The sequence below is a fragment of the Blastococcus sp. HT6-30 genome, assembly GCF_039729015.1.
Lineage (GTDB): Bacteria > Actinomycetota > Actinomycetes > Mycobacteriales > Geodermatophilaceae > Blastococcus.
The window spans coordinates 1,349,641-1,374,298 of record NZ_CP155792.1 but is presented as its reverse complement, the minus strand read 5'-3'; the positions used below and the strand labels follow the sequence as shown (position 1 = coordinate 1,374,298).

Sequence of the window (24,658 nt, the reverse complement as noted above, 5' to 3'; positions counted from 1 at the left end):
CTCACCGAGGCGCATCAGGAGGCCGCCTTCTGGCGGGTCCAGAAGGCGCTGGACTTCGGAGCGGGCGCGACGCCGAAGCGCTCGAGCAGGCGGCGCAGCTCCCTGGTGGCCGGGTCGCGCTTCAGGTCGCGCAGCAGCAGGGGCTCCCCCGCGTTGGTCGATGCGGGGACCGCGGCCGACCGGGGCAGGACGACGTCCACGCCGGTGCCGAGCGCCAATTCGACGTCGGCCATGTCGAGGCCCTGCTTCGGGTCGGCGAGGTTCATCACCACGTGCCGGCCGGTCGGCAGCAGGTTCAGCTCGCCGAGGACGTCCATCTCCTTCCGCAGCCCCCGCACACCGGGCACGTCGAGGCTGCTGAGGAGGACGGCGTCGGACGCGACGTCGAGGGCGGCGAGCGTCTGCTCCGACAGGCCGGGCGCGGTGTCGACCACCACGTACCGGAACTGGTGGGCCAGGGCGGCGAGCAGCCGGCTGACGTCGTCCGCGGTCACCGTGTCCCCCGCCGCCGGGGAGTCCGATCCGCACACGGCGTACAGGCCGCTCGGGTGCTGGGTCAGGAACGTCTTCAGCACCATCGAGTCCTCGCCGGCCCGGCCGTGCACGGCGTCGGGCAGCGTGTACTCCGGCTGCAGTGCCAGCGCGCTGGCCACGTCGCCGAACTGGACATCGAGGTCGACGATGACGGTCGACTGCGGGGCCACGGCGGCCAACCCGACGGCCAGGTTCGTGGACACAGTCGTCTTGCCCACCCCGCCCTTCGGGGAGACCACCGCAATGACCCGCCCGGGCGCGGACGGCTGGCCGGCGACGGGGTGCAACGCCTGCCGGCGGCCGAGGGCCACCTGCGCCGCCCGTCCGACCACCTCGCGGAGCACGGTCACGTCAGCGTCCGGCGGGACCACCTCCCGGATGCCGGCACGCATGACCGCCGGCCAGAGCTCGGGGGTGGGCTCTCCGACGAGGACGACGCTGATCCCCGGCCAGGCAACGTCCAGCGCACCGGCCAGCGCCAGCACGTCCGCCACCGGCGCGGCCGGGCCGAGCACGACCACGGGAGGCAGGTCGCCGGCCGGGAGCAGCTCGAACAGCCGGACCGGTTCGGTGGGCACCCGACCGGGCGGCAGCACCGCGAGCTCGGGCTGGGCGGCGCGCAGCCGCTCGATCAGGTCCGGAGTGCCTCCGGCGAGGACGACGCGGCTCATTCTCCAGACCCCCCGTTGGCGGCGGTGAGGCCGGCGAGCGCGTCACCGTAGATGTTGTTCTGCGTGACGATCCCGGTGCCGGCGTTGTCCGCGCCCTCGGGCTCGAGGGCGAGCCAGACGCTGGCGTGCTCCATGCCGAAGACCACCTTCTCGGCGTCCCGGGCGGGCAGAGCGACGGTGACCATCAGGCTGTTCGAGGGGGCGGCGGCGCCGGCGGCGACCGTCTTGGTCGAGCCCTCGGCCGCTTGGGCCGGGGCCGGCGCACCCTGAACCTGGGTGACCAGGACACCGTGCAGGACGGAGTGCGTCGTGCCCGTCTTCTTCTCGTTGGCGTCCTCCAGGTCCATGGAGATGTAGACGCCGATCTCGTCACCCGCGGCCAGCCGGCCACCGATCACCCGCTGCGGCTCGAGCAGCAGGCTGACCTCGGAGAAGCCGGGTGGCACCTCGGCGCGGTCCGGCGGCTGCAGGCTCTCCTCCGCCGCGAAGCGGCTGGCCAGCAGCTGCTCGCCCGGCTGCAGGGCCACGGTGCTGACCCGGTCGCCGAGGTCGGCGAGGTCGCTGACGCTGCCGGTGGCCGCCACCTTGGCGGGGATCTGCTCCAGGCGTACCGATCCGGCCAGTTCGGCAGCCGGCGTGCCTTCCGGCACCGGTGCGGTGACCACGAGGACCGGGGTCGTCTGGACCCCTTCGAGGGCCCGGGCGTCGGCCCCGCGGACGTAGGAGACCAGCACGACGGTGCCCACGATCGCCAGGCCGAGCGCGAGCACAGCGGCAAGGATGCGGCGGTTCACTCATTTCCCCCTTGAGTGGAGCGGTCGCCGGTCAGGCGACCAGTTGGACGACCCACCCGCCGAGATCGGGCGCGGTCGGGTCGTAGGTGAAGTCGTCCGTGGCGTCGACGAACTGCGTGAAGACGCCTTCGATGCACCGGCCGCTGGACCCCGTACCACCGCAGTCCGCGGGAGGGTCGCTCTTGTACTGGCCGGCGAAGTTGTAGCCGGTGATGGTGAACGCGGCGTACGCGTAGATGCGGTACCAGGCATTCGACCCGGTGTCGCCCGCCTCACCGAAGATGGGCAGCAGGACGGTCTCACCCAGGAGGCTCTCGAAGTACTCCGGCTCGCATTCGGCGGGGACGCTGTTGCCGGTGTCCGAGTACGCCACGCCGTCGACCGTGGTGGTCGCGCCGCACTCGCCGGAATCCGAGTCCAGCCAGGCGAAGCCGCCGGGCACCTCGAGGTTGGACGGGCCGGTGCAGCCCTCGGTCTCGTCGGCCTTGGTGAAGTCGATGACCGTCGGCGTCTCGCCGGTGGGCTCCCCGCCCCCGGTCTGCTGCTCGAAGGCGCACCAGGAGAAGGCCAGCGGCAGGACCGCCGTCCCGCCACCGGCGGCTCCCCAGCGGACGGTGGCGCTGGCGGAGACGTCGGTCGAGTCGTGGCCCAGGACGGGTGCCAGCCAGTGGCCCTGGGTGCCGGGGTTGGTCACGGTCACCTCGTTGGTGCCGAAGGTGACCGTCGGGACACCGTGCGCCGAGCCGGCCTCGTCGTAGTTGGCTCCCGTCAGCTCATCGGCGGTCGCCTGGGCGGCGCCGCAGGCGGGCAGCGCTGATGCGCAGTCGTGCGCGATGGCCAGCGCGGCGGCATCGGCGCCGTTCTGCAGCTGCTGCTTCTCGGAGTAGACGGCCGCGATGTCCACGGCGAGCGCGCCGAAGCCGAGCAGCGGAATCATGAGCAGGGCGATCAGGACCGCGGACGCGCCGCGCTCGTCGCGCAGCCGCCGGCGGCGGGTCAGCCGTTGCATCGCATGACTCCGGTGGCAGAGAGGTCGATCGTCGCGCCGAAGAAGTCGGTGAGAAAGGACATCGGGTAGTCGACCTTGACGATGCAGTTGTCCGCTTCGACTTCCGGGTACGTATCGATCAAGGTCGTATCCAAGGACGCACTGGCCTCTATGACGGCGGCGTTGACGTCGGCGTCTCTGTCAAGGGCAAACGCACGCGCGCCCTCACGGGCGGCGGCGGCCAGGGTGGCCTGTACCTGGAAGGCCCGGCCGAACTCGACGATGCCGAGCACGAGAACGAGCAGCACCGGCAGCAGCAGCGCCAACTCCACCGCCGCCGCACCACGCTCCGAACGCAGTTCCCCCATGACTTCCCCCCGTTGGCGTTGCGCGTGACCGATGCACCGCGGGCGGCGGTGCGGCGGCCTGGTGGCCGCCACGCCGCCGCCCGCGGACGGTGACGCGTTGGTTTAGGTCAGCCGGCGGGCGTGAGCGCAGTGGTGATCTCCTGGAAGAGGCCGTCCAGCTGGCCACCCAGCGTGGTGACGGTGGTGATGATCACCGCGGCGATCAGGCCGACCATCAGGCCGTACTCGACGGCGGTGGCGCCCTTCTCGTCGCGGTTGAGGCGGCCCTCGACGAAGGAGGTCAGGGTGGCGATGGCGGCGTAGACGTTGAGCATGGTGGGTTCTCCCCCCGTGTCGCCGAACCGGGTCGGACCTCGTGGCCCGCCGTCGCGGCTGAGGAAGACACTGGGTCACGCAGCGTCACGGCAACAGGGGGTTCCGCCGTGTGGGTGACAGGATTCCGCCCCTTTAGAGGCAGGTTGAATCACCGTGGGTGACAAGAATGGCGACTGATGCGGGTTTCAGCACCGCCCCGTAGGCGCACGGCCATGACTTCCGGGCGAGCGAGCCAGCAACGCACGATGCCCGCGAGCGAGCGCCCTGGAACACGACATCGGCGGCCTCGCGCGCCCAGCATCGTGGGAAGCGCGAGGCCGCCGATCGCGTCGGGGCAGAAAGGTGGATCAGTCGCTGAACGCCGCGACGATGTCCATGACAGCAGGGCCGAGCAACACGATGAACAGCGTCGGCAGGATGCAGAGGATGAGCGGGAAGATCACCTTGACCGGGATCTGCATCGCCTTCTCCTCGGCCCGCTGCCGGCGCTTCAGCCGCATCTCGGCTGCCTGGGTGCGCAGCACGTCGGCGATGGAGACGCCGTAGGCGTCGGCCTGGACGACCGCGCGGATGAACCGGCGCAGATCCTGCACCCCGGTGCGCTCGGCCATGGCCAGGTAGGCGTCCCGGCGCGGCTGGCCGACGGCGATGTCCTGCAGGGTGCGGGTCAGCTCCTCGGCCAGCGCGCCCTTGCCGTTCTTGGCGGCCCGCGCCATGGCCGACTCGAAGCCGAGCCCGGCCTCCACCGCGATGGTCATCTGGTCGAGGGTGTCGGCCAGCTCCAGGCCGATCGCCTGCTGCCGCTCCTGGCCGCGGCTGTAGAGCAGCAGCTCCGGCACGAAGTACGCAACCAGGGTGACCGTTCCAGCCATCAGCCCGGTGAGGAGGCTCGCCCCCGCGCTGAAGACCAGCAGGCTCAGGGCACCCGCGACCATCGCCAGGACCAGCTTGGCCGCGACGAGCTTGGCCACCGGCCAGGCGGCCGGCCGTCCGGCGGTGCCGGCGAGCCGGTTGAGCCGGTCGACCGTCCCCCGCGGGGTCAGGTAACCGACGAGGCGTCCGGCCGGCCCGGACCCGGCCCGGCGGCTGCGGGCGCCGGCAGCGCCGGGGAGGTCGAGGCCGCGGGCCAGGTTCGCCTGCGCCTGGTCCGCCACAGTCCGGGTGCGAGGAATGCAAGCCCAGCCCAGGATCGGCAACCCGAGGGCGACCGCGGCGACGGCGGCTAGGACGGGGCCGGGCATGGAAGCGGTCAGCACGGGGTCCCCATCAGAACCGGATCGCCACGGTCTTCTTGAGCCACAGGCCGCCGACCAGCATCATCACGCCCGCGACGCCCAGCATCGCGTAGCCGACCAGGCTCTCGGTGAACGCCGAGAGATAGCTCGGGTTCGTGGCCGAGATGAAGGCGATGATGCCGAAGGGCAAGGCCATCAGCACCATGGCCGAGAGCTTGCCCTCGGCGGAGAGCGCCTTGACCTGGCGGCGGATGGCGTTGCGTTCGCGGATGGTGTGGCCGACGGCGTCGAGGACCTCGGCGAGGTTGCCGCCGACCTCGCGCTGGATGGCGATGGCCTGGGCGACCCAGGTGAAGTCCTCGCTGCCCATCCGGTCGGCGACCTCGTCGAGGGCGTCGGTGAGGTCCCGGCCGACCCGGGTCTCGTTGATGATCCGGGCGAACTCCTCCGACGTCGGGCACGCGGCCTCGGTGGCGACGGAGTCCATCGCCCGCAGGATGCTGTGACCGGCCCGCAGGCTGCTCGCCATCAGCTGCAGCGAGTCGTCCAGCTGGTCGGCGAACGCGGCCTGGCGCCGGCCGGCCCGCACGCGCAGCAGCATCCGCGCGCCCAGGAAGACTGCGAGCGGCACCAGCAGCCCCAGCACCGGGCCGCCGACCAGGGCTGCCAGCACCGTGGCCACGGTGGCCACCAGCCCGACCGCCAGGACGAAGTCCGGCAGCGCCATGGCGACGCCGGCCCGCTCGAGCGCCACTGCCCCGCCGGCCGCCCAGCCGCGCCGCTGGAGCACCTTTCCGACCGCAGAGCCAGCGGCCGCCCCCACGCCGGACAGCGCCGAGGGAGGCGGTGCGGCCGTCGGGTCCACCCGGGTCAACGGGATGCGCGGCGGCCCCGCCGGCAGCACGGCGACGGCGACGAGGAAGACGCCGCCGGCGACCGCGGCCAGCCCGGCGAGCAGCAGGGCCGGCGACATCAGCCCCAGCTCCGTCGGCCGGCGGGCACCGGCTCCGCCGCCCCGAAGACGCGGGGGGAGAGCGTGATGCCCATGTCGGTGAAGCGGTCGGTGAAGCGGGGACGGACGCCGGTGGGCACGGGGCTGCCCAGGAAGCGGCCGGTGGCGGGGTCGACCCCGGCGGAGTAGTCGAACAGGAACGCGTCCTGCAGGGTGACGGTCTCCCCTTCCATGCCCTGGACCTCGGTGACGTGGGTGACCCGCCGGGTGCCGTCCCGCAGCCGGGTGAGCTGCACCACCACGTCGACGGCGGAGGCGATCTGCTCCCGGATCGCCCGCAGCGGCAGATCCATGCCGGCCATCAGCACCAGGGTCTCCAGCCGGGCGATCGCATCGCGGGGGGAGTTGGCGTGCACCGTGGACAGCGACCCGTCGTGGCCGGTGTTCATCGCCTGCAGCATGTCCAGCGACTCACCACCACGGCACTCCCCCACCACGATCCGATCGGGGCGCATACGCAGGCTGTTGCGGACCAGGTCGCGGATGGTGATCGCACCCTTGCCCTCGATGTTCGGCGGGCGGGACTCCAGCCGCACCACGTGCTCCTGCTGCAGCTGCAGCTCCACCGCGTCCTCGATGGTGACGATCCGCTCCCCCTCCGGGATGAAGGAGGACAGCACGTTGAGCAGCGTCGTCTTCCCCGTGCCGGTACCACCGGAGACGATGATGTTCAGCCGCGCATCCACACACGCCTGCAGCAGCTCGGCCATCTCCGGCGAGAGCGTGCCAAACCCGATCAGGTCGTCCACCCCGAACGGGTCCTTGGCGAACTTGCGGATCGTCAACGTCGACCCACTGAACGCCAGCGGCGGGATGATCGCGTTCACCCGGGACCCGTCGGCCAGCCGCGCGTCCACCAACGGCGACGACTCGTCGATCCGCCGGCCCACCCGGGACACGATCCGGTCGATCACCCGCCGCAGATGCTCCTCACCGGCGAACCGCGCCGGCGTGCGCACCAGCCGACCGGACTGCTCCACATAGATCGCATCCGGCCCGTTGCACATGATCTCGGTCACCGACGGGTCGTCCAGCAACCGCTGCAACGGCCCGAACCCCAGCACGTCATCGGCCAGCTCCGAGGTCAACCGCGACCGCTCCTCGGCCGACAGCGGAATCTTCTCCGCCTCGACCACCTCGTCCAGCTCCCGCAACACCAGCGTGCGCAACTGGTCCTCAGCCAGCGACGGATCACTCATCCGAGCACCCATCCGCTCGAACAACGCCTTCGCCACCCGATCCTTCAACCGCGACAACGCATCCACCGGAGGCGCCGCGGGCACGGCGGCAGCCGGACGCGGAACCGGCGTGACCGGCCGGGGGGTGAGCACCGGCGTCGCCGGTTCGGCAGGGAGCGGAGACGCGTCGTCGACGGGGCGGGACGGCTCCGGGGTGGTGCGGCCGCGGGCGGCCTCCAGCCGATTCAGAAGGTTCACGACGCCGCCCGGTGCTTGGCCCGGTAGCGGCTCGGCCGCACGATCGGGGTGGCGGCGAACCGGGACACCAGCCGGCGCAGCTCCTTCACCATCGGGTCGCGGCCCCCGGTTTCCAGCACGGGCACGCCGGTGTTCGTGGAGACGGGCACCGTGGCCGACCGGGGCAGGACGACGTCGATGCCGGTGCCGATCGCCGTCTCGACGTCCCGGACGGACAGGCCTCCCTTCGGGTCGGCGAAGTTCATCACCACGTGCCGGCCGGCCGGGATCATGCACAGCTCACGCAGCACGTCGAGCTCCTTGCGCAGCCCCCGCACTCCCGGGACGTCCATGCTGCTGAGCATCACCACGTCGGTGGCCCGGTCGAGCGCGGCCAGTGTCTGCTCCGACAGGCCGGGCGCGGTGTCCACCACCACGTACCGGAACTCCCTGGCCAGAGCGGCCAGCAACCGGCTGACGTCCTCGCCGGTCACGGTGTCACCCGCCGCCGGCGACTCCGATCCGCAGACCGCGTACATCCCGCTCGGGTGCTGGGTCAGGAAGGTCTTGAGCACCATCGTGTCCTCGCTGGCCGGACCGTGGACGACGTCGGGCAGCGTGTACTCCGGCTGCAGTGCCAGCGCGCTGGCCACGTCGCCGAACTGCACGTCCAGGTCGACCAGCACCGTGGACTGCGGCGCGGAGGAGGTCAGACCGATGGCGAGGTTGGTCGCCACGGTGGTCTTGCCCACCCCGCCCTTCGGCGAGGCGATGGTGATGACCCGGCCGGTGTACCGGGCGGTCTCCTCGAGCGGTCGCAGCACCCGGCGGCGACCCGCGGCTGCGGCGCCGGCCCGCTCGACCGCCGACCGGATCTCAGGGGCCCCCGCGTGCAGGGGCAGCAGATCACGGATGCCGGCGCGCATGGCCGCCTGCCACGTCTCCGGCGCCGGGTCGGCGACGAGGACGACGCTGATGCCCGGGCACTGCACGTCCAGCCGGCCGGCGAGGTGCAGCACCTCCTCCGCCGGCGCCAGGGGGCCCAGCAGCAGCACCTCGGGCAGCTCCCCGTCGGCGAGGAGCTCGAACAGCCGGGCCGGGTCGGCCGGCAGCCGCCCCGGGGGCAGTGCGAACACGTCGCCGTCCACGGCTGCGGACACACGCTGCTGCAGGTCCTCGTCGGCCCCCGCAAGGACGACGCGGCTCATGCGAACGCCTTTCCGTAGATGGTGGTACCGGTGATGACCTCGGTTCCCGAGGTGTCGGTCCCCTCGGGTTCGAGGGCAAGCCAGAGGGCGCCGTGCTCGGCGCCGAAGACGACCGCCTCGGCCTCGGCCGCGGGAAGCGCGAGCGTGACCATCACGCTGCCCGTGGGCGCCGCGCCGCCGGCCGAGGCGGTCTCCACGCCTTCCGCGGCCGGGTCGACGGGCGCCGGAGCGCCCTGCACCTGGGTGACCAGGACCCGGTGCAGGACCGCGTGCGTTGTTCCGGCGTCCTGTGTCAGGGAGACGAAGACGCCGACGGTGTCGCCCGCGGTCAGCCGGCCACCCACCGCGCGCTGCGGCTCGAGCAGCACGCTGACCTCGGCGGCGCCCTCCGGAACGGGCACGGTGCCCGGGACCCGCAGATCGGTGGGCGCGGCGAACCGAGCAGCCAGCAACTGCTCACCCGGCTGCAGATCGACGGTGGTCACCCGCCCGGCGAGGGCACCGAGGTCCTCGACCGCGCCGTCGGCGACGGCCTTTGCCGGCAGCAGCTCGCTCGCGACCATCGTCTCGAGCTCTTCGGCGGGGGTGCCGACCGGCACCGGCGTCCGGACGACGAGGACCCGGACGGTCTCCGTTCCGGCGAGCGCTCGGGCGTCGGCGCCCCGGACATAGGCCAGCAGCACCACGGCGCCGACTCCGGTGAGCAGCAGCGCCGCGAAGGCGGCGATCAGACGACGTCGCACAGTGGCCCCTATCGGATGAGTCGGAGGATCGAGGCCCCGAGCTGCGGGGCGTCCGGGCTGTAGGAGAAGGCGTCGTTCAGGTCGACCAGCTCGGTGAAGTAGCCGCTCACGCACCGGGCGTTGCCGGTGCAGGGCTTGTCGCCGGTGGTGAACTGGCCGCCGAAGTGGAACCCGGTGATGTGGAAGGCGGCGTAGGCGAACACGTGGTACCAGGCGTTGGTGCCCGTGTCGCCAGAGGAGTCGAACAGCGGGAGCAGCACGGTGTGCCCGACCCAGGAGTTCAGGTAGGCCGGCGTGCACGTCGACGGCGGGGTGTTGCCGGTCGACGAGTACGACCGCTCGTTGCGGGCGCTGGCCGCCTCGCACTCCTCCGGCGGCGTGTCGAGGTAGGCGAACCCCCCGGGGACGATCAGGTTCGACGGCCCGGTGCACTCCACCGTGTCGGAGCTCTTGGTGAAGTGGATGGTCCGGACGATCTCGCCGGAGGGTTCACCGCCGCCGGTCTGCTGGAGGAACTCGCACCACGAGAAGGTCAGCGGGAGCACCGCGGTTCCCCGCTCGGGCGCGCCCCAGGCCACCGTGGCCGTGGCCGACACCGAACTGGCGTCGTGGCCGATCACCGGCGCGAACCAGTGCTCCTTGGGGGTGCTGCCGGTGACGGTGACGCTCGTCGGGTTGCTGGAGAGGACCGGCTGCGCCGCCGTCGCCTCCCCCACGTTGGCGACCACCATGCCCTGCGCGGTGCCGAGCATGTCCCCGCAGTTGCCGCGGGCACAGTCGGAGGCCACGGCCAGCGCTGCGGCGTCGGCCGCCACCTGGAGCCGGGCGCGCTCGGCGTAGAGGGCGCCGACGTCCACGGCGATCGCGGCGAAGCCCAGCATCGGCACGAGCAGAAGGGCCAGCAGGACGGCCGAGGCGCCGTGCTCGTGCCGCCGCAGCCGGCGGCGGAGGGTCAGCCGTTGCACCGCATGACCCCCCGTCCGGTCAGATTGACGCCGGCACCGAAGAAGCCGGTGAGGAAGGGCATCGGGTAGGTGATGGTCAGCTCGACGTTCGTGCTGCTGCCACCGGTCACCGGGCAGGAAGCCGGCGTGATCGCGATCTGGTGCGGGGCGATGGCGGGGTTCAGGGTCGAGGTGGCGTCCAGCACGGCGGCCCGGGCCAGGGCCTGGTCGTTCTGCAGGGCCATGGAACGTGCGCCCTCGCGGGCGGCGGCGGAGAGGGTGCCCTGGACCTGGAAGGCGTGCCCGAACTCGGCGATGCCGAGGACCAGCACGATGAGCAGCGGCACGATGAGCCCGAACTCCACCGCCGAGGCGCCTCGTTCGTCGCGCAGTCGCCTGGTCATCCGTGCTCACCGCCTCTCCTACGGGGGGGTCTCCTGCCCCACGGTGCAGCGGCCGGGTTGTCGGCCGCTGCGCCGTGGGGGCAGGGAGGGAACCGAGTTCGATCAGGCGGCGCCGAGCTTGGAGGTGATCTTCACGAACAGCGCGTCCAGCTGACCGCCCAGCGTGACGACGGTCGCGATGATCACGGCGGCGATCAGGCCGACCATGAGGCCGTACTCGACGGCGGTGGCGCCCTTCTCCTCGCGCTCCAGGCGGTTCTGCGCGACGGCGACGAGGGTCATGAAGGTGACGTAGGGGTTGATCACGGGGACTCCCTGGGTGACGAGGCCAGCGGGTCCGGGTCGGGTGACCCGGCTTCGTGGCAACAGGGCACCCATCGGTCCCTCCCGGCCGGGGCTTGAGCGGCTGTCGCCGGATCGGACGACAGACCTCCCCCCATCGAGGGTGCGGCCCACGGAACGGCCACCGAGAGTGACGGGAATTCTCGCCCGTCCGTCACCGAAGGACGTCGGCCGGACCGATGGGGGGTCTTGAGCGTCAGGCGGTAACTGTGCTCCACAGCACGATGAGGGCGGCGCCGGCCAGCATCGCCGGGCCGAACGGCAGCTCGCTGCGCAGTCCGATCCGTCGCACGGCCAGCAGGGGCAGCACCACCAGGGCCTGCACCACGAACCCCAGGGCTCCCCCGAGCACGACCGCGGTCCAGCCCAGCCAGCCCAGGTAGAGGCCGAGCAGCGCGGCGAGCTTGACGTCACCCATGCCCAGACCGCTCGGCGCGATCAGGGCGAGGACCAGGAAGGCCGCGAAGAGCACCCCCGAGCCCATGACCGCGCGCAGCAACGCGGGCGAGTTCCCCTCCACCGCCGCCGGGATGACCAGGAGCGCGACGCCGACGACGACGGAGGGGACGACGACGCGGTTGGGCAGCAGCCGGTGCTGCAGATCGACGACGGCGAGCAGCAGACCGGCACCGGCCAGGAAGAGGAAGGCCGGCAGCTCGGCCACCGCGCCGAAGCGCAGGCCCACCAGGCCGAACAGGACCGCGCCGACGAGCTCGAGCACCGGGGGCCGGACCGCGACGGGTCCGGGGCCGACCAGTTCCCGCACCCGGACCTCCGCCGGCCACGGGAAGCGGCCGGCGGCCCGGTTCACCAGGTGGCCGACCGGGATTCCGGCGACGGCCGCCACCAGGGCGACGGCGACGGCGCTCACCGGTGCACAGCTCGCATGGCGGCCACGATGACACGGCCCGGACGTCACGCCGGGCAACGGCGCGCGACGTCGGATCCCCGGACCGACCGACCGCTTAGGGTGGCCCCGTGCGCCACCTCGATCACGGGCCCTGGTGAACACCGGGCCGCAGTTGGCCCGCCGGCTGGGCACCACGGACGCCGTCGTCATCGGGCTGGGCTCGATGATGGGCGCCGGGGTCTTCGCGGCCTTCGCGCCTGCTGCCCGGGCGGCCGGGGCCGGGCTGCTGATCGGTCTCGCGCTGGCGGCCGCGGTGGCCTACTGCAACGCGACCTCCTCGGCGCAGTTGGCCGCGCAGTACCCGGAGTCGGGCGGCAGCTACCTCTATGGGCGGGAGCGCCTCGGGCCCTGGTGGGGCTTCCTGGCCGGCTGGGCGTTCGTGGTGGGCAAGACCGCCAGCTGCGCGGCCATGGCGCTGACCTTCGCCGCGTACGCCGTTCCGCAGGCCTGGGAGCGGCCCGGAGCGGTCGCCGCCGTCGTGGCGCTCGTGGCGGTCAACTACCACGGGGTCACCCGGACCGCCGGGCTCACCCGCGTGCTGGTCGTCGTCGTGCTGGCCGGGCTCGCCGTGGCGGTCCTCGCCGCGCTCGCTCACGGCACCGCCGACCCGGCCCGGCTCACCGGCTGGACCGCCGGACCGGACGGCTGGTACGGCCTTCTGCAGTCGGCCGGGCTGCTCTTCTTCGCCTTCGCCGGCTACGCCCGCATCGCCACCATGGGCGAGGAGGTCCGCGACCCCGCCCGCACCATCCCCCGCGCCATCCCGCTGGCGCTGGGCATCGCGGTCGCCGTCTACGCCGTCGTCGCGGGAACGCTGCTGCTCGTCCTCGGGCCGGCCGGGATCGCCGGAACGGCCACCCCGCTCGCCGACGCCGTCGCCGCCGGGAGCTGGGCGTGGGCCGCACCGGTCGTCCGGATCGCGGCCTCCGCCGCCGCGCTCGGGGCTCTGCTCGGGCTGGTCGCCGGGGTGGGCCGGACGTCGCTGGCGATGGCGCGGACCGGCGACCTCCCGCGCGCGCTGGCCACGGTGCACCCACGCCACCGCGTGCCGCACCGCGCGGAGCTGGCGCTGGGCGCGGTGGTGTGCGCGCTGGTGCTCACCGTCGACCTGCGCGCGGTGATCGGGTTCTCGTCGTTCGGCGTGCTGCTGTACTACGTCGTCGCCAACGTCGCCGCCTTCACCCAGGCGGCCGGCCACCGGCGCTGGCCGCGGGCGGTGCAGGTGGCCGGTGTCGTCGGGTGCCTGGCGCTGGCGGCGACCCTGCCGTGGCCGTCGGTGCTGGCCGGAACGGGCACGCTGGCCGCCGGAGTGCTGTACCGGGCGGTCCGGCTGCGGAGCTCAGGGCCCGGCTCCGCGGCGCACGACCGCGCGTAACGGCCGCGGGTAGGTCAGACTCCGGACGTGACCGTGGACGAGCACTCCTCCAGCCACCGCACCGCGGCCATCTGGTCCTACCAGGGGCACGGCGTCCACGCCGCTCCGGGCGTGCACGAGTATGCGGTCGAACTGGTGCAACAGGCACTGCCCGAGGGCGGCCGGATCCTCGAGGTCGGTGCCGGCTGCGGAGCACTGGCGTGCCGGATGCGCGAGGCCGGGTTCGACGTCGTGCCCACCGACCTCGACCCGCCGCACGACTGGATCCACCGGCTGGACCTCGACGACCCGGTGTGGACGGAGGAGACCCGCGGCCCCTTCGACATGGTGGTGTGCGTCGAGACGCTCGAGCACGTCGAGAACCCGCGGAAGGTGCTCCGCTCGATCCGGTCGCTGCTCCGGCCCGGCGACCGGCTGCTCGTCAGCACGCCGAACGTCACCCATCCGCACTCCCGGCTGAAGATGTTCCTCCGGGGGGCGCCGTTCATCTTCGGGCCGAAGCACTACCACCAGCCAGGCCACATCTCGATCCTCCCCGACTGGATGCTCGTCGAGCACGTCCGGCTGGCCGGCTTCACCGACGTCACCGTGACCACCGGCGGCAGCACCTGGTACGAGGGCCCCCGGCGCCTGGCCCACCGCGTGGAGACGGCGCTGCTGGCGGCCATCGGCCTGCGGCACCGGGCCGACTCGGGCGAGGGCATCTGCACGTTCGTCACCGCCGTCGCCGTCTGACGGACCGGCATGCGGGGCCGGGCGCCCGCGCCCGACCCGGCGGCCACCGGCACGGCGAGCGTCTCCTGCCGAGGGCGGCAGGAGACGCTCGCCGGTGGTCAGCCGGCGGTCCGGAAGGCCACGTGCGGATGGTCCATGTGGTTGGCGGTGGGCGATCCCCGGTCCGCCATGCCCTGCCACGCCCAACCGGTCCACGAGGCGGCGATCCGCTGCTGCCAGATCACGTAGTCGACGCCGAACCGCGCGGCGTTGTCGATGACGTACTGGGCGATCGCGTCACCGGCGGCCCGGTCGTCGTAGACCATGAAGTCCGCGGCACGGTCCTGCGTCGGGCTGTGGCCGGGCCGGGTGAGGACCGTCGGGATGCCGAACCGCTCGGCGACCTCCTGGACGGCGGGTCGCACGTGGGGGGCCCACACGTCGTACGCGGCAGGAGCCGCAGCCGGCCGCTCCGCCCGGCTGGCCCGCGGCACCGGCGCGTTCACGACGGCGGCCGGGCCGCCCCCGCCGCTGAGGGCGAGACGCTGACCGACCCGCAGGACGTTCGCGTTCGGACCGATCACCTGCAGGTTGAGGGCGTGCAGCTGCTGCCAGGTGATGCCGTGGCGGGCGGCGATCCTGCCCAGCGTGTCGCCTGCCTGCACGGTGTACGAGCTCGCAGCCGTGCTCGGCGCGGCCTCCACCGGTGCGGAGCCGCCGATGGACAGCGCCTGCCCGACGCGCAGGACGTTCGGGTTCGCGCCGATGGTGGCGCGGTTGACGTCGTAGACGGTCTGCCACGAGGTGCCGTGGGCGGCCGCCAGGGAGCTCAGCGTGTCACCGGGCTGCACCGTGTGCTCACCGGTGTGGGCCGCGGCGGAAGCCAGGCCGGTGAAGGAGAGGGCCGATGCTGCCGCGAGCACTGCCGCGGGGCGTGCCACGACGGCCACGGCCGACGTGCGGGCGGCACGGTGCCGCCCCTGGGAGCGATTGCGCATGGGGATGTGAGCCTCTCGCCGCCTGCGGGGTTAGCTGTCGGGTTCGGGCGAGAGCTGCCCGGCCGTGGACCACGGCTTCACCCCAGGGCCTGACGGCCCGGTCCTGCGAGAGTGGGTCCCCCGCGCCTGCCCGTCGTCTCGATGTGGCCGGGTGGCGGGGGCAGGTTCGGCGGTACGCCATCCGGTTCCGCCGATCGGCGGACAGGGGCACGGTAGGCAGAGCGGGAGGGGCGGCAGGAGTCCGTGCCCGGCTTTTCCCGGGACCCACCGTGCCGTCGGACGCAGGGTGACCGGACGTGCGCGCAGAGCGGAACAACTGCGGCCGGAACGCGCCGCAGCCCTCGTCGGTGCAGGCTCAGGCGGTCCCGACCCTGGCCGGGGCAGACGACGCCCGGCAGCCGGTGGTCCAACCCCGGGTGACCGGCACCCGGCCAGCGCTCGACGCCGGCGGCGAACCGGTCGGCGGACGTTCCGCCGGCCTCCCGGACTGCCGATGAGACAGGCATGCGCACCAGCCACGCCGCCACCGCGATCGCTGCCTTCACCGCCGGCCTGACCGCCGCGGCGGCCCTGCGCCGTCGTGCCGGCCAACGCGAGAACGCGATCACTGCCGCCGCCCCGGGCATTCCCCCGGCCGCCCGGGCGCCGGGGCACGACGCCGTCGTGCTGCCCTTCGCCCGCCCGGTCCTGGCCGGGCCGGTACCCACGCAGCCGCGGTCGCCGGCTCGCTGCGGAGAGAGCGGCGGCCGGACCAAGGCCGGTGCGCCGTGCGGGGCCCGGACCACCACCGGCGGGCGCTGCCACCACCACCCGATCGCCGCCTGAGGCCCGCGGTGGCGTCCCAGCTGGTCGGTGCGGGGCAGGATGGCGCCATGGACATCCTGAGCAGCCGCGTCCTGCTGCGACCGTCCGATCCGCAGCGGTCGCAGTCGTTCTACCGCGACGTCCTGGGCCTGGCGGTCCATCGCGAGTTCGGACCCTCGGAACATCCGGGGGTCGTCTTCTTCCTGGGCAACGGGCTGCTGGAGGTCTCCGGTCGGTCGTCGGACAGCCCGAAGGGGCTCGCGCTGTGGCTGCAGGTCCGCGACGTCGCCGCCGAACACCGCCGTCTCACGTCGGCCGGCGTGACGGTCACGCAGCCGCCCCGGCTCGAGCCATGGGGGCTGATCGAGATGTGGATCGAGGATCCGGACGGCGTCCGGATCGTCGTGGTGGAGGTCCCCGACGACCATCCCCTGCGCCGCGACCAGCGCTGAGCCGACGCCGACGACGCGGGGGGCGGGGCGACGGACGAGTCGGCCTGTACGCCGGGTTCTGTCCACGGGCGCCTTGCGGCCTCCCGATGGGCGGTCATCCATCTAGGCCTGCCGTTGCCGGCAGGCTCCAGCGGTCTACCCGCAGGCTCGGACGGGCCGCCCTCGAACGCCTGCGCGGAACGGCGGCGGACCGCCGAACCTTCTTGACCTAGCTCCGGGTGGGGTTTACCGAGCCACACCGGTCACCCGGTGTGCGGTGGTCTCTTACACCGCCGTTTCACCCTTACCAGCGGCGAGCCGCTGGCGGTCTGTTCTCTGTGGCACTGTCCCGCGGGTCACCCCGGGTCGCCGTTAACGACCACCCTGCCCTGTGGAGCCCGGACGTTCCTCGGCGACGGGGTCTCCCCCGCCGACGCGACCGCCCAGCCGACTCGTCCGTCGTGCCGGCCAGTCTAGTGCCGCGTCCGGGGCGAGGAACACGCCCACGGGCATCACCGGTCGCGGACGCCCCCGGCCGACTCGCCGCCGGTGCCGGCGGTGGTCATCCCCAGTAGAGCGTGAAGCCCACCCGGCGGCCGCCGTCCTCGGTGAGGGTCGCCATGTCGATCTGCTGCCGGGCCTGCTCCTCGACCGGCTCGTCGGACAGCGCCTCGAGGTACCGGCGGTGCTCGGTGAGCGAGGCGACGGCGGCCTCCGCTCCCCCGCTGACGTCCATCGCGTGCGGTGGCTCGCCGCCCATGTGCTGCACCGCGACGTACTGCACGCCGGCCCACGGCTCCTCGGCGAGGTCCGGGAAGATCCACTCGTTGGCCGCATCGGCGACCGCGTCGAGCACCGACCGGGTGAGCGCCCGGTGGTCCGGGGAGTTCAAGGCGACAGGGCTGACGCCGGGCGGCGTCCAGGCGTCCCCGCCGTGCAGGGTCACCACCAGTTCCGGGCGGTGCCGCCGGATGCCCCCGGCGAGCTCCCGGCGCAGCTCCGGGCCGGCCACCAGCACGCCGTCACGCTGATCGAGGAACTCGACCTCGGTGACGCCGACGACCGCGGCCGACGCCCGCTCCTCGGCCTCCCGCAGCCGGCCCGCCTCGGCCGGCGGCATCCCGGCGATCCCGGCCTCGCCGCGGGTGGCCAGCAGGTAGTGCACCTCCTTGCCGGCCGCCGTCCACACGGCGACGGCGGCGGCGAGGCCGTACTCGATGTCGTCGGGGTGGGCGGCGACGACCAGGGCGCGCTGCCAGTCGTCGGGCATCGGGGCGCTCGGCATGCTCGCAGTGTGCCCGGCCCCGGCGCGGCGGTCACCCTCGCGGCACGGCAGCCGCCCTCGGTCATGCCCGGCCGCGGGCGACCCGCAGCGCAGCCCGCACCATGGGCACCTGCAGGGGCAGCCGCACCCCCGAGACCGCGAGCGGAACTGCCGCCCGCGGAACGATCCGGAACGTGTGCAGGTGGGCCGGCACGAAGGCCAGCAGCAGGCCGGCGGCGGCCCAGCCGCCCGCGCGCCGGGTGGCCGGCGCGGCGAGCAGCGCCGCGGTGCCGATCTCGGCGACGCCGGAGGCGAGTACCCATGCGCGGGCGTCGCCGAGCTCCGGGGGCACCAGCCACTGGTAGGTGCGCGGCCGCACCAGGTGGAGCACCCAGGATCCACCCAGCAGCGCTCCCAGCCACGTCACGCTCGGCGGCTTCCGCACGGGCCCACCGTAGGGTTCCCCGTCGTGTCCGCCGTCGACCTGCTCATCGCCGCCGGTGTCGCCTTCGTCGCTGGCGTCGTCAACTCCATCGCCGGCGGCGGTTCCCTGATCCTCTTCCCCACCCTGGTGGCGCTGGGGCTCGGCACGGTGGCGGCCAACGTCACCAACTCCCTGGCCCAGTGGCCCGGCTACCTCGGCGGCGTCGCCGGCTTCCGGCGCGAGTACGCCGGGCAGCGCCGCCGGCTGGTCCGCTTCTCGGCGGTCGCCGTCGCCGGCGGGCTGGTGGGCAGCGTCCTGCTGCTGACCACGCCCTCGGAGGCCTTCGACGTCGTGGTTCCCGTGCTGGTCCTGATGGCCAGCCTGCTGCTCGCCGTCCAGCCCCTGGTCACCCGACGCCTGGCCGGTCAGGCCGCCGGCGAGCCCGGCCGCGACCCCGCCTGGCTGTATCCGGCGCTGTTCCTCGCCACCGCTTACGGCGGCTACTTCGGCGGCGCGCTCGGCGTGATCCTCGTCGGCGTGCTGGGCATCGGGCTGCACCGGCTGAAGCTGGCCAACGCGCTGAAGTCCGCGCTCGCGGCGGTCACCGCCACGGTGACGCTGGTGGTGTTTGGCGTCTTCGGGCCGGTCGCCTGGGCCGTCGTCGCCGTCGCCGCGCCGGCCAGCCTCGTCGGCGGCTTCCTCGGCGCCCGGATCGCCAGCCGCATCCCGGTGGCTCCCCTGCGGGTGCTCATCGTGACCTTCGGCGTGGCCGTCTCGATCTACCTGTTCGCCCGGGTCTGACCCGCCGACAAGGGTGCCGGCCCGCGGTCACGTGACGGCGCCGACCGTCGGCCGAGGACGGCCGGACCGCTCAGCGCAGGTGCGCGGTGTCGTTCACCAGCCGCACCGAGGCCCCGCCCTCGGACGTCCAGGCGACCGTGCACAGCGACGCCGCCTCGAGGAACACCCGGTGGACGACGTCGTCGCCGACCCCGAGCCCGGCCGCGAGCAACAGCTTGATCGGCGTGACGTGGCTGACCACCAGCACGGTCCTCCCTGCGTGCCGGGTGAGGATGCGCCGGCGGGCACCGGCCAGCCGGACGCTCACGTCGGTGATCGACTCACCCCCCGGCGCGGCCACCGTCACGTCGGACATGAAGCGGCGCACGGCCAGCGGGTGCCGGGCGCGGGCCTCGTCGAGGGTGAGCCCCTCCAGGTCGCCGAAATCCAGCTCCCGGAGGTCGTCGTCGAACTCGACGGGCAGTCCGAGCCGGGCGGCCACGATCTCGGCGGTCTCCCGCGTGCGGGCCAGCGGCGAGGCGACGACGACCTCGATGCCCAGGTGCGCGGCACGCTCCCCCGCCGCCTCGGCCTCGGCCCGGCCGGTGCGGGACAGCGGCAGCTCGTTGCGCCCGCTGAACCGGCGCTCGGGCGTGTGCTCGGTCTGCCCGTGGCGCAGCAGGTGCGTGACGGTGGTGACGACGGGAGCGGGCTCGGGCACCGGCTGGACGTCGTCCTCGGCGGCCGAGGGTTCGGCGGCGGCGTCGCGGTGCACCGGCCGGCCGTCCATCGCGCTGTTGGCCAGCGCGTCGGCCGCACCGTTCTGCGCCCGCGGCACCCACGTGTACCGGACGCTGCCCAGCTTCCGGGCGATCTGCTGGGCCTGCAGCGCGAGCTGCTGCATGTCGGGGTGCTTGATCTTCCAGCGGCCCGACATCTGCTCGACGACGAGCTTGGAGTCCATCCGCACCTCGACCTGGGCGGAGGCGTCGATGTCGAGCGCCGCCTGCAGCCCGGCGACCAGCCCGCCGTACTCGGCGACGTTGTTGGTGGCCCGCCCGACCGACGCGGCGCGCTCGGCCAGCACCCGCCCGGTCTGCGCATCCCGCACCAGCGCGCCGTAGCCGGCCGGCCCGGGGTTGCCCCGCGACCCGCCGTCGGCCTCGACGATGAACCGACGGCTCACCGTGCTCCCCGCCCGACTCCGGACTCGATCCGATCCTCGCTCGCCGTCCCCCGCAGGCGGGAGGTGCCTCCAGCCAGTGGCGATGCTCCCTCGCCCGTCGTCCTCACAGTCCGGACTCGGCGGTGCGCACCAGGATCCGGCCGCAGTTCTCGCACCGGACGACCTCGTGCGGGTCGGCGTTGCGCACCGCGGCGAGGTCCCGGCCGTTCAGCTCGATCCGGCACCCCTGGCACTGCCGGGCCTTGAGCATCGCCGCACCGGTGGTGCCGGTCTGCGCGCGGATCCGGTCGTAGAGGCCCAGCAGCGGCGCCGAGATGCCCCCGGCGACGGCCGCCCGTGCGGCCTCGTGCCGCGCCGTGCTGTCGGCGATGTCGGCCAGCGCGTCCTCGCGCAGCTGCTCGGCCCGCTCGAGCGCGGCGCGCGCCTCCTCCACACCCGCCCGCGCCTCCCGGAGGGCGGCCTCAGCGGTCTCCAGGCTCTCCATCAGCTCGAGCTCCTGGTCCTCCAGGTCCGACTGACGGCGCGCCAGTGACTGCAGCTCGTGTTGCAGATCGGTCATCTGCTTCGCCGCGACGCTGCCCGAGTCGAGCAGCTTCTGGTCCTTGGCCGCGCGGGCCCGGACGGTCTCCACGTCCGCCTCGAGCCGCTTCACCTCGCGCTGCAGGTCCCGCGCTGCGGTCTCGGCCCGGACCGCGTCATCGGCCAGCGCCCGTTCCGCCTGGGCGGCGGACTCCACGGCGACGGCCTCCGGAAGCGTCCGCCTGCGGTGCGCGAGCTGGGTGAGGGCGACGTCCTCCGCCGCCAGCTCCAGGAGCTTCTGCTGCTCGAAATGGTCGGCCTTCACGCCGCTCAACCTACCTGCGGCTCCCCCGCCCGCCCCGCCGGTGAGCCGGCGGCTCCCCGCACGCCCAGCTCCACCTCCACCGCGGCCACCGCCGCCGCCGGGGCGGGCAGCCGGCCCGAGGCGAGCACCGCCCCGTCGGCGATCAGGGACTCCACGGCCATCCCGGCGCGGACCGACCGCCGCAAGGCCGCACCGCGCAGCCCCCGGCGCCGGCCGTCGGTGACCAGGGCCGGCAGCAGCCAGAGCCAGTTCGACGGCGAGACCACCTCGACCGCGACGTCGGCCGGCACCGCCGCGCGGAGCGCCCGGTACACCGCCGCCACGGTGTCCTCCGACGGCGCGTGGGCGTGCGAGCCGCCCTCGTCGAAGGGCCGGACGTCCCCGCTGCAGCAGCCGCCGGACCCGGCGGCCGCGCGCGGGCCGCGGACGAGGACGACCCGCCGGCTCACCGGTCGCCGTCCCGGTCGGGGCCTCCGATCGGGCGGTCCGACGTCGGCTCGTCCGGGTTCGCCCGGGCCACGACGGACTCCCGCCCGGCACCGGTGCCGTCGGCGTCCACGAGCGACGGCCGCTCCCGGTGCGCCGCGCGGAGGGCCAGGGCGGCCTCGACGATCAGCCAGACCGCCAGGACGAAGATGACCGCGTCCAGCGGCGCCAGGACCCACTGGTCGTCCCGGACGAAGTTGCGCAGGTTGACCAGCAGCGCCCACGTGGTCATGGCCAGCAGGAACACCAGCGGCACGAGGGCGGCGATCGGGTTCCGGCCCCGCCGGGTGATCCACACCGCGATGACCGACAGCGCGAGCCCTGCGGTGAGCTGGTTGGTGGTCCCGAACAGCTGCCACAGGACGCCGAACGTGTACCCCGCTTCCCCGCCGCCGGGCAGGAGCGCCATGGCCAGCGGGATCACGACGGCGATGGTGGTCGCCACCGTGAGGTTCCGGGAGAGCGCTCGCACCTTGACCAGCTCGCCGATCTCCTGGACGACGTAGCGCTGCAGCCGCACGCCGGTGTCCATCGTGGTGGCGGCGAAGCTGATGACGACCACCGCGGCGAAGATGGTCGCGAGGTCCAGCGGGATGGCGATGTTGTTGGCGAACTCGGCCACCCCCCGGACGAAGTTGCCGGTGGCGCCGCTCGACGCCGTGGCGAAGTCGGGGTAGAGCGCCTGCCAGTCGGCCTGGGACGCCGCGACCCCCGCCGTGGCGGCGAGGACGGCGCCGGTGGCCAGGGAGCCCTCCCCGACGGCGCCCATGTACCCGACGTAGCGGGCGTCGGACTCCTTGTCCAGCTGCTTGGAGGTGGTCCCGGAGGAGACCAGCGAGTGGAAGCCGGAGATCGCCCCGCAGGCGATGGTGATGAACAGGAACGGGAAGAAGCTCGGTGACCCCTCAGGGACGTCGTTGACCACCGGCGCCTGGATGGTGTTCATGCCGACGATGACGCCCAGGGCGATGACCCCGAGCGCGATGAACAGCTGGTGGCTGTTGATGTAGTCGCGCGGTTGCAGCAGGACCCACACCGGGATGCGCGAGGCGATCCAGGTGTAGGCGAAGAGCAGGACGACCCAGACGTTGCGGGTCTGCTCGACGCCGAGCGCCTCGGCCAGCCCGTCGAGCGAGATCGGAAAGGCGTTGCCGACCAGGATCAGCGCGTAGAGCACCACCACGCCCACGATCGAGGGCAGCAGGGCCGACGAGCGGGTGCGGTAGATGTAGACGCCGATGGCGATGGCCAGCGGGATCTCGCCCACGATCGGGATGACCGCGCCCGGGTTGGCGACGAACAGGTTTCCGATGACCACCGCGAACACCGCGTTCACCAGGGTCAGCAGGAAGAAGATGATGGCCAGGAAGAGCTTGCGGGCCCGGCCGTTGATGACCTCGCCGGCCAGCGTGCCGATGCTCTTCGCCTTGTGCCGGACCGACACCGCCAGCGCGCCCAGGTCGTGCACCCCGGCGGCGAAGATCGTGCCGAGGACGATCCAGGTCAGCGCCGGTCCCCAGCCCCAGAAGACCGCGATCGCCGGGCCGACGATCGGCGCGGCCCCGGCCACCGAGGTGAAGTGGTGGCCGAAGAGGACGTGCTTGTTCGTCGGCACGAAGTCGTTGCCGTCGTTGAACTGGTGCGCCGGCGTGACGAAGGCCGGGTCGAGAGCGTACACCTTCCGGGCCAGGTAGCTGGAGTAGTACCGGTAGCCGAGGAAGAACAGCACCCCGACCACTGCGGCCACGACGAACGCGGGCACGGCGACCCCCAGGTCCATGGGCGGCACCGTCGCCGCCGTCGGAGGGAGTAGACAACCAGGTGATGGACGCCACAAGTCTGCCCGCAGCGATCCACTCCGCCGGTGTGGCCGAACTGTTATGGCGCACGCCCGGTGAGGCGCCCGGCGCCATCGGCGTCGTCCCCCTGGTCCTCGGCGGCCGGCCGGCGGTCGCCCTCCCGTGGGGGCACGTGGGAACCGCCCGCGCCGCGGCCTCGGGCGGCGCGGCGGCGCTGGTCCTCTCCGATCCGCGGCTGACCGGGTCCCGCTGGGCGCCCCTGGTGGCCACCGGGCCGCTCACGCTCGTCGAGGACGGCGCGGGCGACCTGTTCACCGACGAGCTGCTCGACCAGGAGCTGCGCAAGCACCCGCCGGCCCGCGCGCTCGCCGACTCACCGATGCTGCGCCGCGAGCACTGGTGGTACCTGCCCCGGCTGGTACTGGTGCTGGAACCCGTCGACGTCGTCGCGGGCGGGCGGCGCGAGGGCCCGGGCGATGTGGTGCTGGGGGTCGACGACGGAACCCTGCACGTGCGCACCGTGCGGGTGGCCGACTGGGGCACCGCTCCGCTGGAGGTGCGGGGCGGTCCGGCGGGCGTGAGGGGACCGGCGGTGCTCGTCGGTCAGGAGCTGTCCGTGCCCGACGTCGAGCGGTGGACCGTGCACACGACCGCCGGCCGGTACGCCGACGACCGGCTCACCGTGACGCAGCCGGCCGTGACCCGGGAGCTGGAGCCGGTGCCGGGCCTGCTCACCCGCATACGCCGCCAGCGCGCCCTCGAGCGTTCCTGCGTCCGGGCACTGCGCGCCGCCGGTCACGGTTGAGCCGGCGGGCTCAGCCGGCCGCGTCGGCCCGGCAGCTCCACGGATCGGTCCGCCGGGTGGACACCCCGACCTCCACCCGGTCGCCGAGATCGCGGCGCAGCACGTCGGCGGCCACCGGCAGCCAGGGCCACTCCGAGGCGTAGTGCGCCACGTCGACCAGCGCCGGACCCGGCACCTCCAGGGCGTCGGACACCGGGTGGTGCTTCAGGTCGCTGGTGAGGAGCACGTCCGCCCCGGCGGCCGCGGCGGCCGGGAGCAGCGACCCCCCGCTGCCGCCGCACACCGCCACCCGGCGGACGACCCGGTCGGGATCGCCCGCCGCCCGGACGCCCCCGGCCGTGGCCGGCAGCACCGCCGCCGCGTGCCCGGCGAACTCCCGCAGGGTCATCGGTCCGGGCAGCGCGCCCACGCGGCCGAGGCCGGCGCGCGGATCGTCACCGGCCGGCTCCAGCGGAACGGGGTCGGCGAGCCCCAGGACGGCGGCCAGCGCGGCGTTGACCCCACAGGGCGCCCGGTCGGCGTTGGTGTGCGCGACGAACAACCCCGCGCCGGCCCGGATCAGCCGGTGCACCAGCCGGCCCTTGGCGTCGTCGGCCGGCACGCCGTGCACCGCGGTCAGGAACAGCGGGTGGTGGATGACCAGCAACTGCGCGCCGGTGGCGACCACCTCGTCGACGACGGCGGCGGTGGGGTCGACGGCGAACAGCACCGACCGGACCTCGTCCGCGGGATCGCCGCACACCAGGCCGACCGCGTCCCAGCCCTCGGCGAGTGCGGGGTCGTAGCGGGCGTCGAGGGCGGCGAGGACCTCGCCGAGCAGCACGGTCACGGCTGGTCAGCGTAGGCGGGGGTGCGCGCCCGGTGC

The 24,658-nt window shown here is 73.7% G+C and carries 28 protein-coding genes, 1 other RNA gene and 1 riboswitch; of the genes, 6 read left to right on the top strand and 23 right to left on the bottom strand.

Features of this window, described 5'->3' with window-relative positions; translation table 11 throughout:
• Window positions 1-14 precede the first annotated feature (14 nt).
• The 14 genes from ABC795_RS06645 to ABC795_RS06580 form a co-directional block, all read right to left on the bottom strand.
• The gene (locus ABC795_RS06645; RefSeq protein ID WP_347060146.1) at window positions 15-1,205 is read right to left on the bottom strand and encodes an AAA family ATPase; all 1,191 of its coding nucleotides are present in this window, start codon (window positions 1,203-1,205) and stop codon (window positions 15-17) included.
• Entirely contained in the window at window positions 1,202-1,999 is a 798-nt protein-coding gene (locus tag ABC795_RS06640; protein WP_347060145.1) for an RcpC/CpaB family pilus assembly protein, read from the bottom strand. The genes ABC795_RS06645 and ABC795_RS06640 overlap by 4 nt, the downstream gene beginning before the upstream one ends.
• 31 nt (window positions 2,000-2,030) lie before the next feature.
• A complete protein-coding gene (locus tag ABC795_RS06635; protein WP_347060144.1) occupies window positions 2,031-3,008 on the bottom strand; it encodes a Tad domain-containing protein in 978 nt (325 codons plus the stop codon).
• Window positions 2,996-3,319: a TadE/TadG family type IV pilus assembly protein gene (locus tag ABC795_RS06630; RefSeq protein ID WP_347060143.1), complete on the bottom strand. Its 324-nt coding sequence runs from the start codon at window positions 3,317-3,319 to the stop codon at window positions 2,996-2,998. Before ABC795_RS06630 ends, ABC795_RS06635 begins: the two co-directional genes overlap by 13 nt.
• 143 nt (window positions 3,320-3,462) lie before the next feature.
• Entirely contained in the window at window positions 3,463-3,669 is a 207-nt protein-coding gene (locus ABC795_RS06625; RefSeq protein WP_347060142.1) for a Flp family type IVb pilin, read from the bottom strand.
• Window positions 3,670-4,017: 348 nt separating this feature from the next.
• A complete protein-coding gene (locus ABC795_RS06620) occupies window positions 4,018-4,926 on the bottom strand; it encodes a type II secretion system F family protein (RefSeq protein WP_347060141.1) in 909 nt (302 codons plus the stop codon).
• Window positions 4,927-4,936: 10 nt separating this feature from the next.
• Complete coding sequence (locus ABC795_RS06615; RefSeq protein WP_347060140.1) at window positions 4,937-5,878, bottom strand: type II secretion system F family protein; 942 nt, start codon at window positions 5,876-5,878, stop codon at window positions 4,937-4,939.
• Window positions 5,878-7,116: a CpaF family protein gene (locus tag ABC795_RS06610; protein ID WP_347060138.1), complete on the bottom strand. Its 1,239-nt coding sequence runs from the start codon at window positions 7,114-7,116 to the stop codon at window positions 5,878-5,880. The genes ABC795_RS06615 and ABC795_RS06610 overlap by 1 nt, the downstream gene beginning before the upstream one ends.
• Before the next feature lie 233 nt (window positions 7,117-7,349).
• Complete coding sequence (locus tag ABC795_RS06605) at window positions 7,350-8,540, bottom strand: AAA family ATPase (RefSeq protein ID WP_347060137.1); 1,191 nt, start codon at window positions 8,538-8,540, stop codon at window positions 7,350-7,352.
• The gene (locus ABC795_RS06600; RefSeq protein WP_347060136.1) at window positions 8,537-9,283 is read right to left on the bottom strand and encodes an RcpC/CpaB family pilus assembly protein; all 747 of its coding nucleotides are present in this window, start codon (window positions 9,281-9,283) and stop codon (window positions 8,537-8,539) included. The genes ABC795_RS06605 and ABC795_RS06600 overlap by 4 nt, the downstream gene beginning before the upstream one ends.
• Before the next feature lie 8 nt (window positions 9,284-9,291).
• Window positions 9,292-10,248 (bottom strand): pilus assembly protein TadG-related protein, encoded by a 957-nt coding sequence (locus ABC795_RS06595; RefSeq protein WP_347060135.1) that lies wholly within the window; start codon window positions 10,246-10,248, stop codon window positions 9,292-9,294.
• Window positions 10,236-10,631 carry a TadE/TadG family type IV pilus assembly protein gene (locus ABC795_RS06590; RefSeq protein WP_347060133.1) on the bottom strand — a complete coding sequence of 132 codons (396 nt, stop codon included), beginning with the start codon at window positions 10,629-10,631 and terminating at the stop codon, window positions 10,236-10,238. Before ABC795_RS06590 ends, ABC795_RS06595 begins: the two co-directional genes overlap by 13 nt.
• Before the next feature lie 102 nt (window positions 10,632-10,733).
• Window positions 10,734-10,937: a Flp family type IVb pilin gene (locus ABC795_RS06585; protein ID WP_347060131.1), complete on the bottom strand. Its 204-nt coding sequence runs from the start codon at window positions 10,935-10,937 to the stop codon at window positions 10,734-10,736.
• A gap of 232 nt (window positions 10,938-11,169) precedes the next feature.
• Entirely contained in the window at window positions 11,170-11,844 is a 675-nt protein-coding gene (locus tag ABC795_RS06580) for an A24 family peptidase (protein ID WP_347060129.1), read from the bottom strand.
• Window positions 11,845-11,977: 133 nt separating this feature from the next.
• Between ABC795_RS06580 and ABC795_RS06575 the strand changes: the two genes are divergently transcribed.
• Together ABC795_RS06575 and ABC795_RS06570 are read left to right on the top strand one after the other, a co-directional pair.
• Window positions 11,978-13,258: an APC family permease gene (locus tag ABC795_RS06575; protein WP_347060128.1), complete on the top strand. Its 1,281-nt coding sequence runs from the start codon at window positions 11,978-11,980 to the stop codon at window positions 13,256-13,258.
• A gap of 27 nt (window positions 13,259-13,285) precedes the next feature.
• A complete protein-coding gene (locus ABC795_RS06570) occupies window positions 13,286-13,993 on the top strand; it encodes a methyltransferase domain-containing protein (RefSeq protein WP_347060126.1) in 708 nt (235 codons plus the stop codon).
• Between the two features lie 98 nt (window positions 13,994-14,091).
• Here the strand turns inward: ABC795_RS06570 and ABC795_RS06565 are convergent, their stop codons facing one another.
• Complete coding sequence (locus tag ABC795_RS06565) at window positions 14,092-14,970, bottom strand: LysM domain-containing protein (protein ID WP_347060125.1); 879 nt, start codon at window positions 14,968-14,970, stop codon at window positions 14,092-14,094.
• 24 nt (window positions 14,971-14,994) lie between these two features.
• Window positions 14,995-15,094: riboswitch (cyclic di-AMP (ydaO/yuaA leader) on the bottom strand.
• A 380-nt stretch (window positions 15,095-15,474) separates the two neighbouring features.
• On the opposite strand from ABC795_RS06565, the gene ABC795_RS06560 reads away from it, so the two are divergent.
• Together ABC795_RS06560 and ABC795_RS06555 are read left to right on the top strand one after the other, a co-directional pair.
• Window positions 15,475-15,795 (top strand): hypothetical protein, encoded by a 321-nt coding sequence (locus ABC795_RS06560; RefSeq protein WP_347060124.1) that lies wholly within the window; start codon window positions 15,475-15,477, stop codon window positions 15,793-15,795.
• A 47-nt stretch (window positions 15,796-15,842) separates the two neighbouring features.
• Window positions 15,843-16,226, top strand: a complete 384-nt coding sequence (locus ABC795_RS06555) for a VOC family protein (RefSeq protein WP_347060122.1) — start codon at window positions 15,843-15,845, stop codon at window positions 16,224-16,226.
• 31 nt (window positions 16,227-16,257) lie between these two features.
• On the opposite strand, the gene rnpB is transcribed toward ABC795_RS06555, so the two are convergent.
• From rnpB to ABC795_RS06540, 3 genes are all read right to left on the bottom strand, one after another.
• An RNA gene (rnpB, locus tag ABC795_RS06550) (RNase P RNA component class A) lies at window positions 16,258-16,660 on the bottom strand.
• 107 nt (window positions 16,661-16,767) lie between these two features.
• The gene (locus tag ABC795_RS06545) at window positions 16,768-17,490 is read right to left on the bottom strand and encodes a PIG-L family deacetylase (RefSeq protein WP_347060120.1); all 723 of its coding nucleotides are present in this window, start codon (window positions 17,488-17,490) and stop codon (window positions 16,768-16,770) included.
• Between the two features lie 61 nt (window positions 17,491-17,551).
• Window positions 17,552-17,914 (bottom strand): hypothetical protein, encoded by a 363-nt coding sequence (locus ABC795_RS06540; RefSeq protein ID WP_347060119.1) that lies wholly within the window; start codon window positions 17,912-17,914, stop codon window positions 17,552-17,554.
• A 24-nt stretch (window positions 17,915-17,938) separates the two neighbouring features.
• On the opposite strand from ABC795_RS06540, the gene ABC795_RS06535 reads away from it, so the two are divergent.
• Window positions 17,939-18,694 (top strand): sulfite exporter TauE/SafE family protein, encoded by a 756-nt coding sequence (locus tag ABC795_RS06535; protein ID WP_347060118.1) that lies wholly within the window; start codon window positions 17,939-17,941, stop codon window positions 18,692-18,694.
• A gap of 70 nt (window positions 18,695-18,764) precedes the next feature.
• Here the strand turns inward: ABC795_RS06535 and ABC795_RS06530 are convergent, their stop codons facing one another.
• The 4 genes from ABC795_RS06530 to ABC795_RS06515 all read right to left on the bottom strand — a co-directional run bounded on the left by ABC795_RS06530 (window position 18,765) and on the right by ABC795_RS06515 (window position 22,969).
• Window positions 18,765-19,859 (bottom strand): bifunctional RNase H/acid phosphatase, encoded by a 1,095-nt coding sequence (locus tag ABC795_RS06530; protein WP_347060117.1) that lies wholly within the window; start codon window positions 19,857-19,859, stop codon window positions 18,765-18,767.
• A gap of 103 nt (window positions 19,860-19,962) precedes the next feature.
• Window positions 19,963-20,703: a C4-type zinc ribbon domain-containing protein gene (locus ABC795_RS06525; protein ID WP_347060116.1), complete on the bottom strand. Its 741-nt coding sequence runs from the start codon at window positions 20,701-20,703 to the stop codon at window positions 19,963-19,965.
• Window positions 20,704-20,708: 5 nt separating this feature from the next.
• Window positions 20,709-21,152 (bottom strand): hypothetical protein, encoded by a 444-nt coding sequence (locus tag ABC795_RS06520; RefSeq protein WP_347060115.1) that lies wholly within the window; start codon window positions 21,150-21,152, stop codon window positions 20,709-20,711.
• The gene (locus ABC795_RS06515) at window positions 21,149-22,969 is read right to left on the bottom strand and encodes a carbon starvation protein A (protein WP_347060114.1); all 1,821 of its coding nucleotides are present in this window, start codon (window positions 22,967-22,969) and stop codon (window positions 21,149-21,151) included. The genes ABC795_RS06520 and ABC795_RS06515 overlap by 4 nt, the downstream gene beginning before the upstream one ends.
• A 44-nt stretch (window positions 22,970-23,013) precedes the next feature.
• Here ABC795_RS06515 and ABC795_RS06510 point away from each other — a divergent pair, with 44 nt between their 5' ends.
• Window positions 23,014-23,793 carry a hypothetical protein gene (locus ABC795_RS06510; RefSeq protein ID WP_347060113.1) on the top strand — a complete coding sequence of 260 codons (780 nt, stop codon included), beginning with the start codon at window positions 23,014-23,016 and terminating at the stop codon, window positions 23,791-23,793.
• A gap of 10 nt (window positions 23,794-23,803) precedes the next feature.
• Here the strand turns inward: ABC795_RS06510 and ABC795_RS06505 are convergent, their stop codons facing one another.
• Entirely contained in the window at window positions 23,804-24,622 is an 819-nt protein-coding gene (locus ABC795_RS06505; protein WP_347060112.1) for a Nif3-like dinuclear metal center hexameric protein, read from the bottom strand.
• Window positions 24,623-24,658 lie beyond the last annotated feature (36 nt).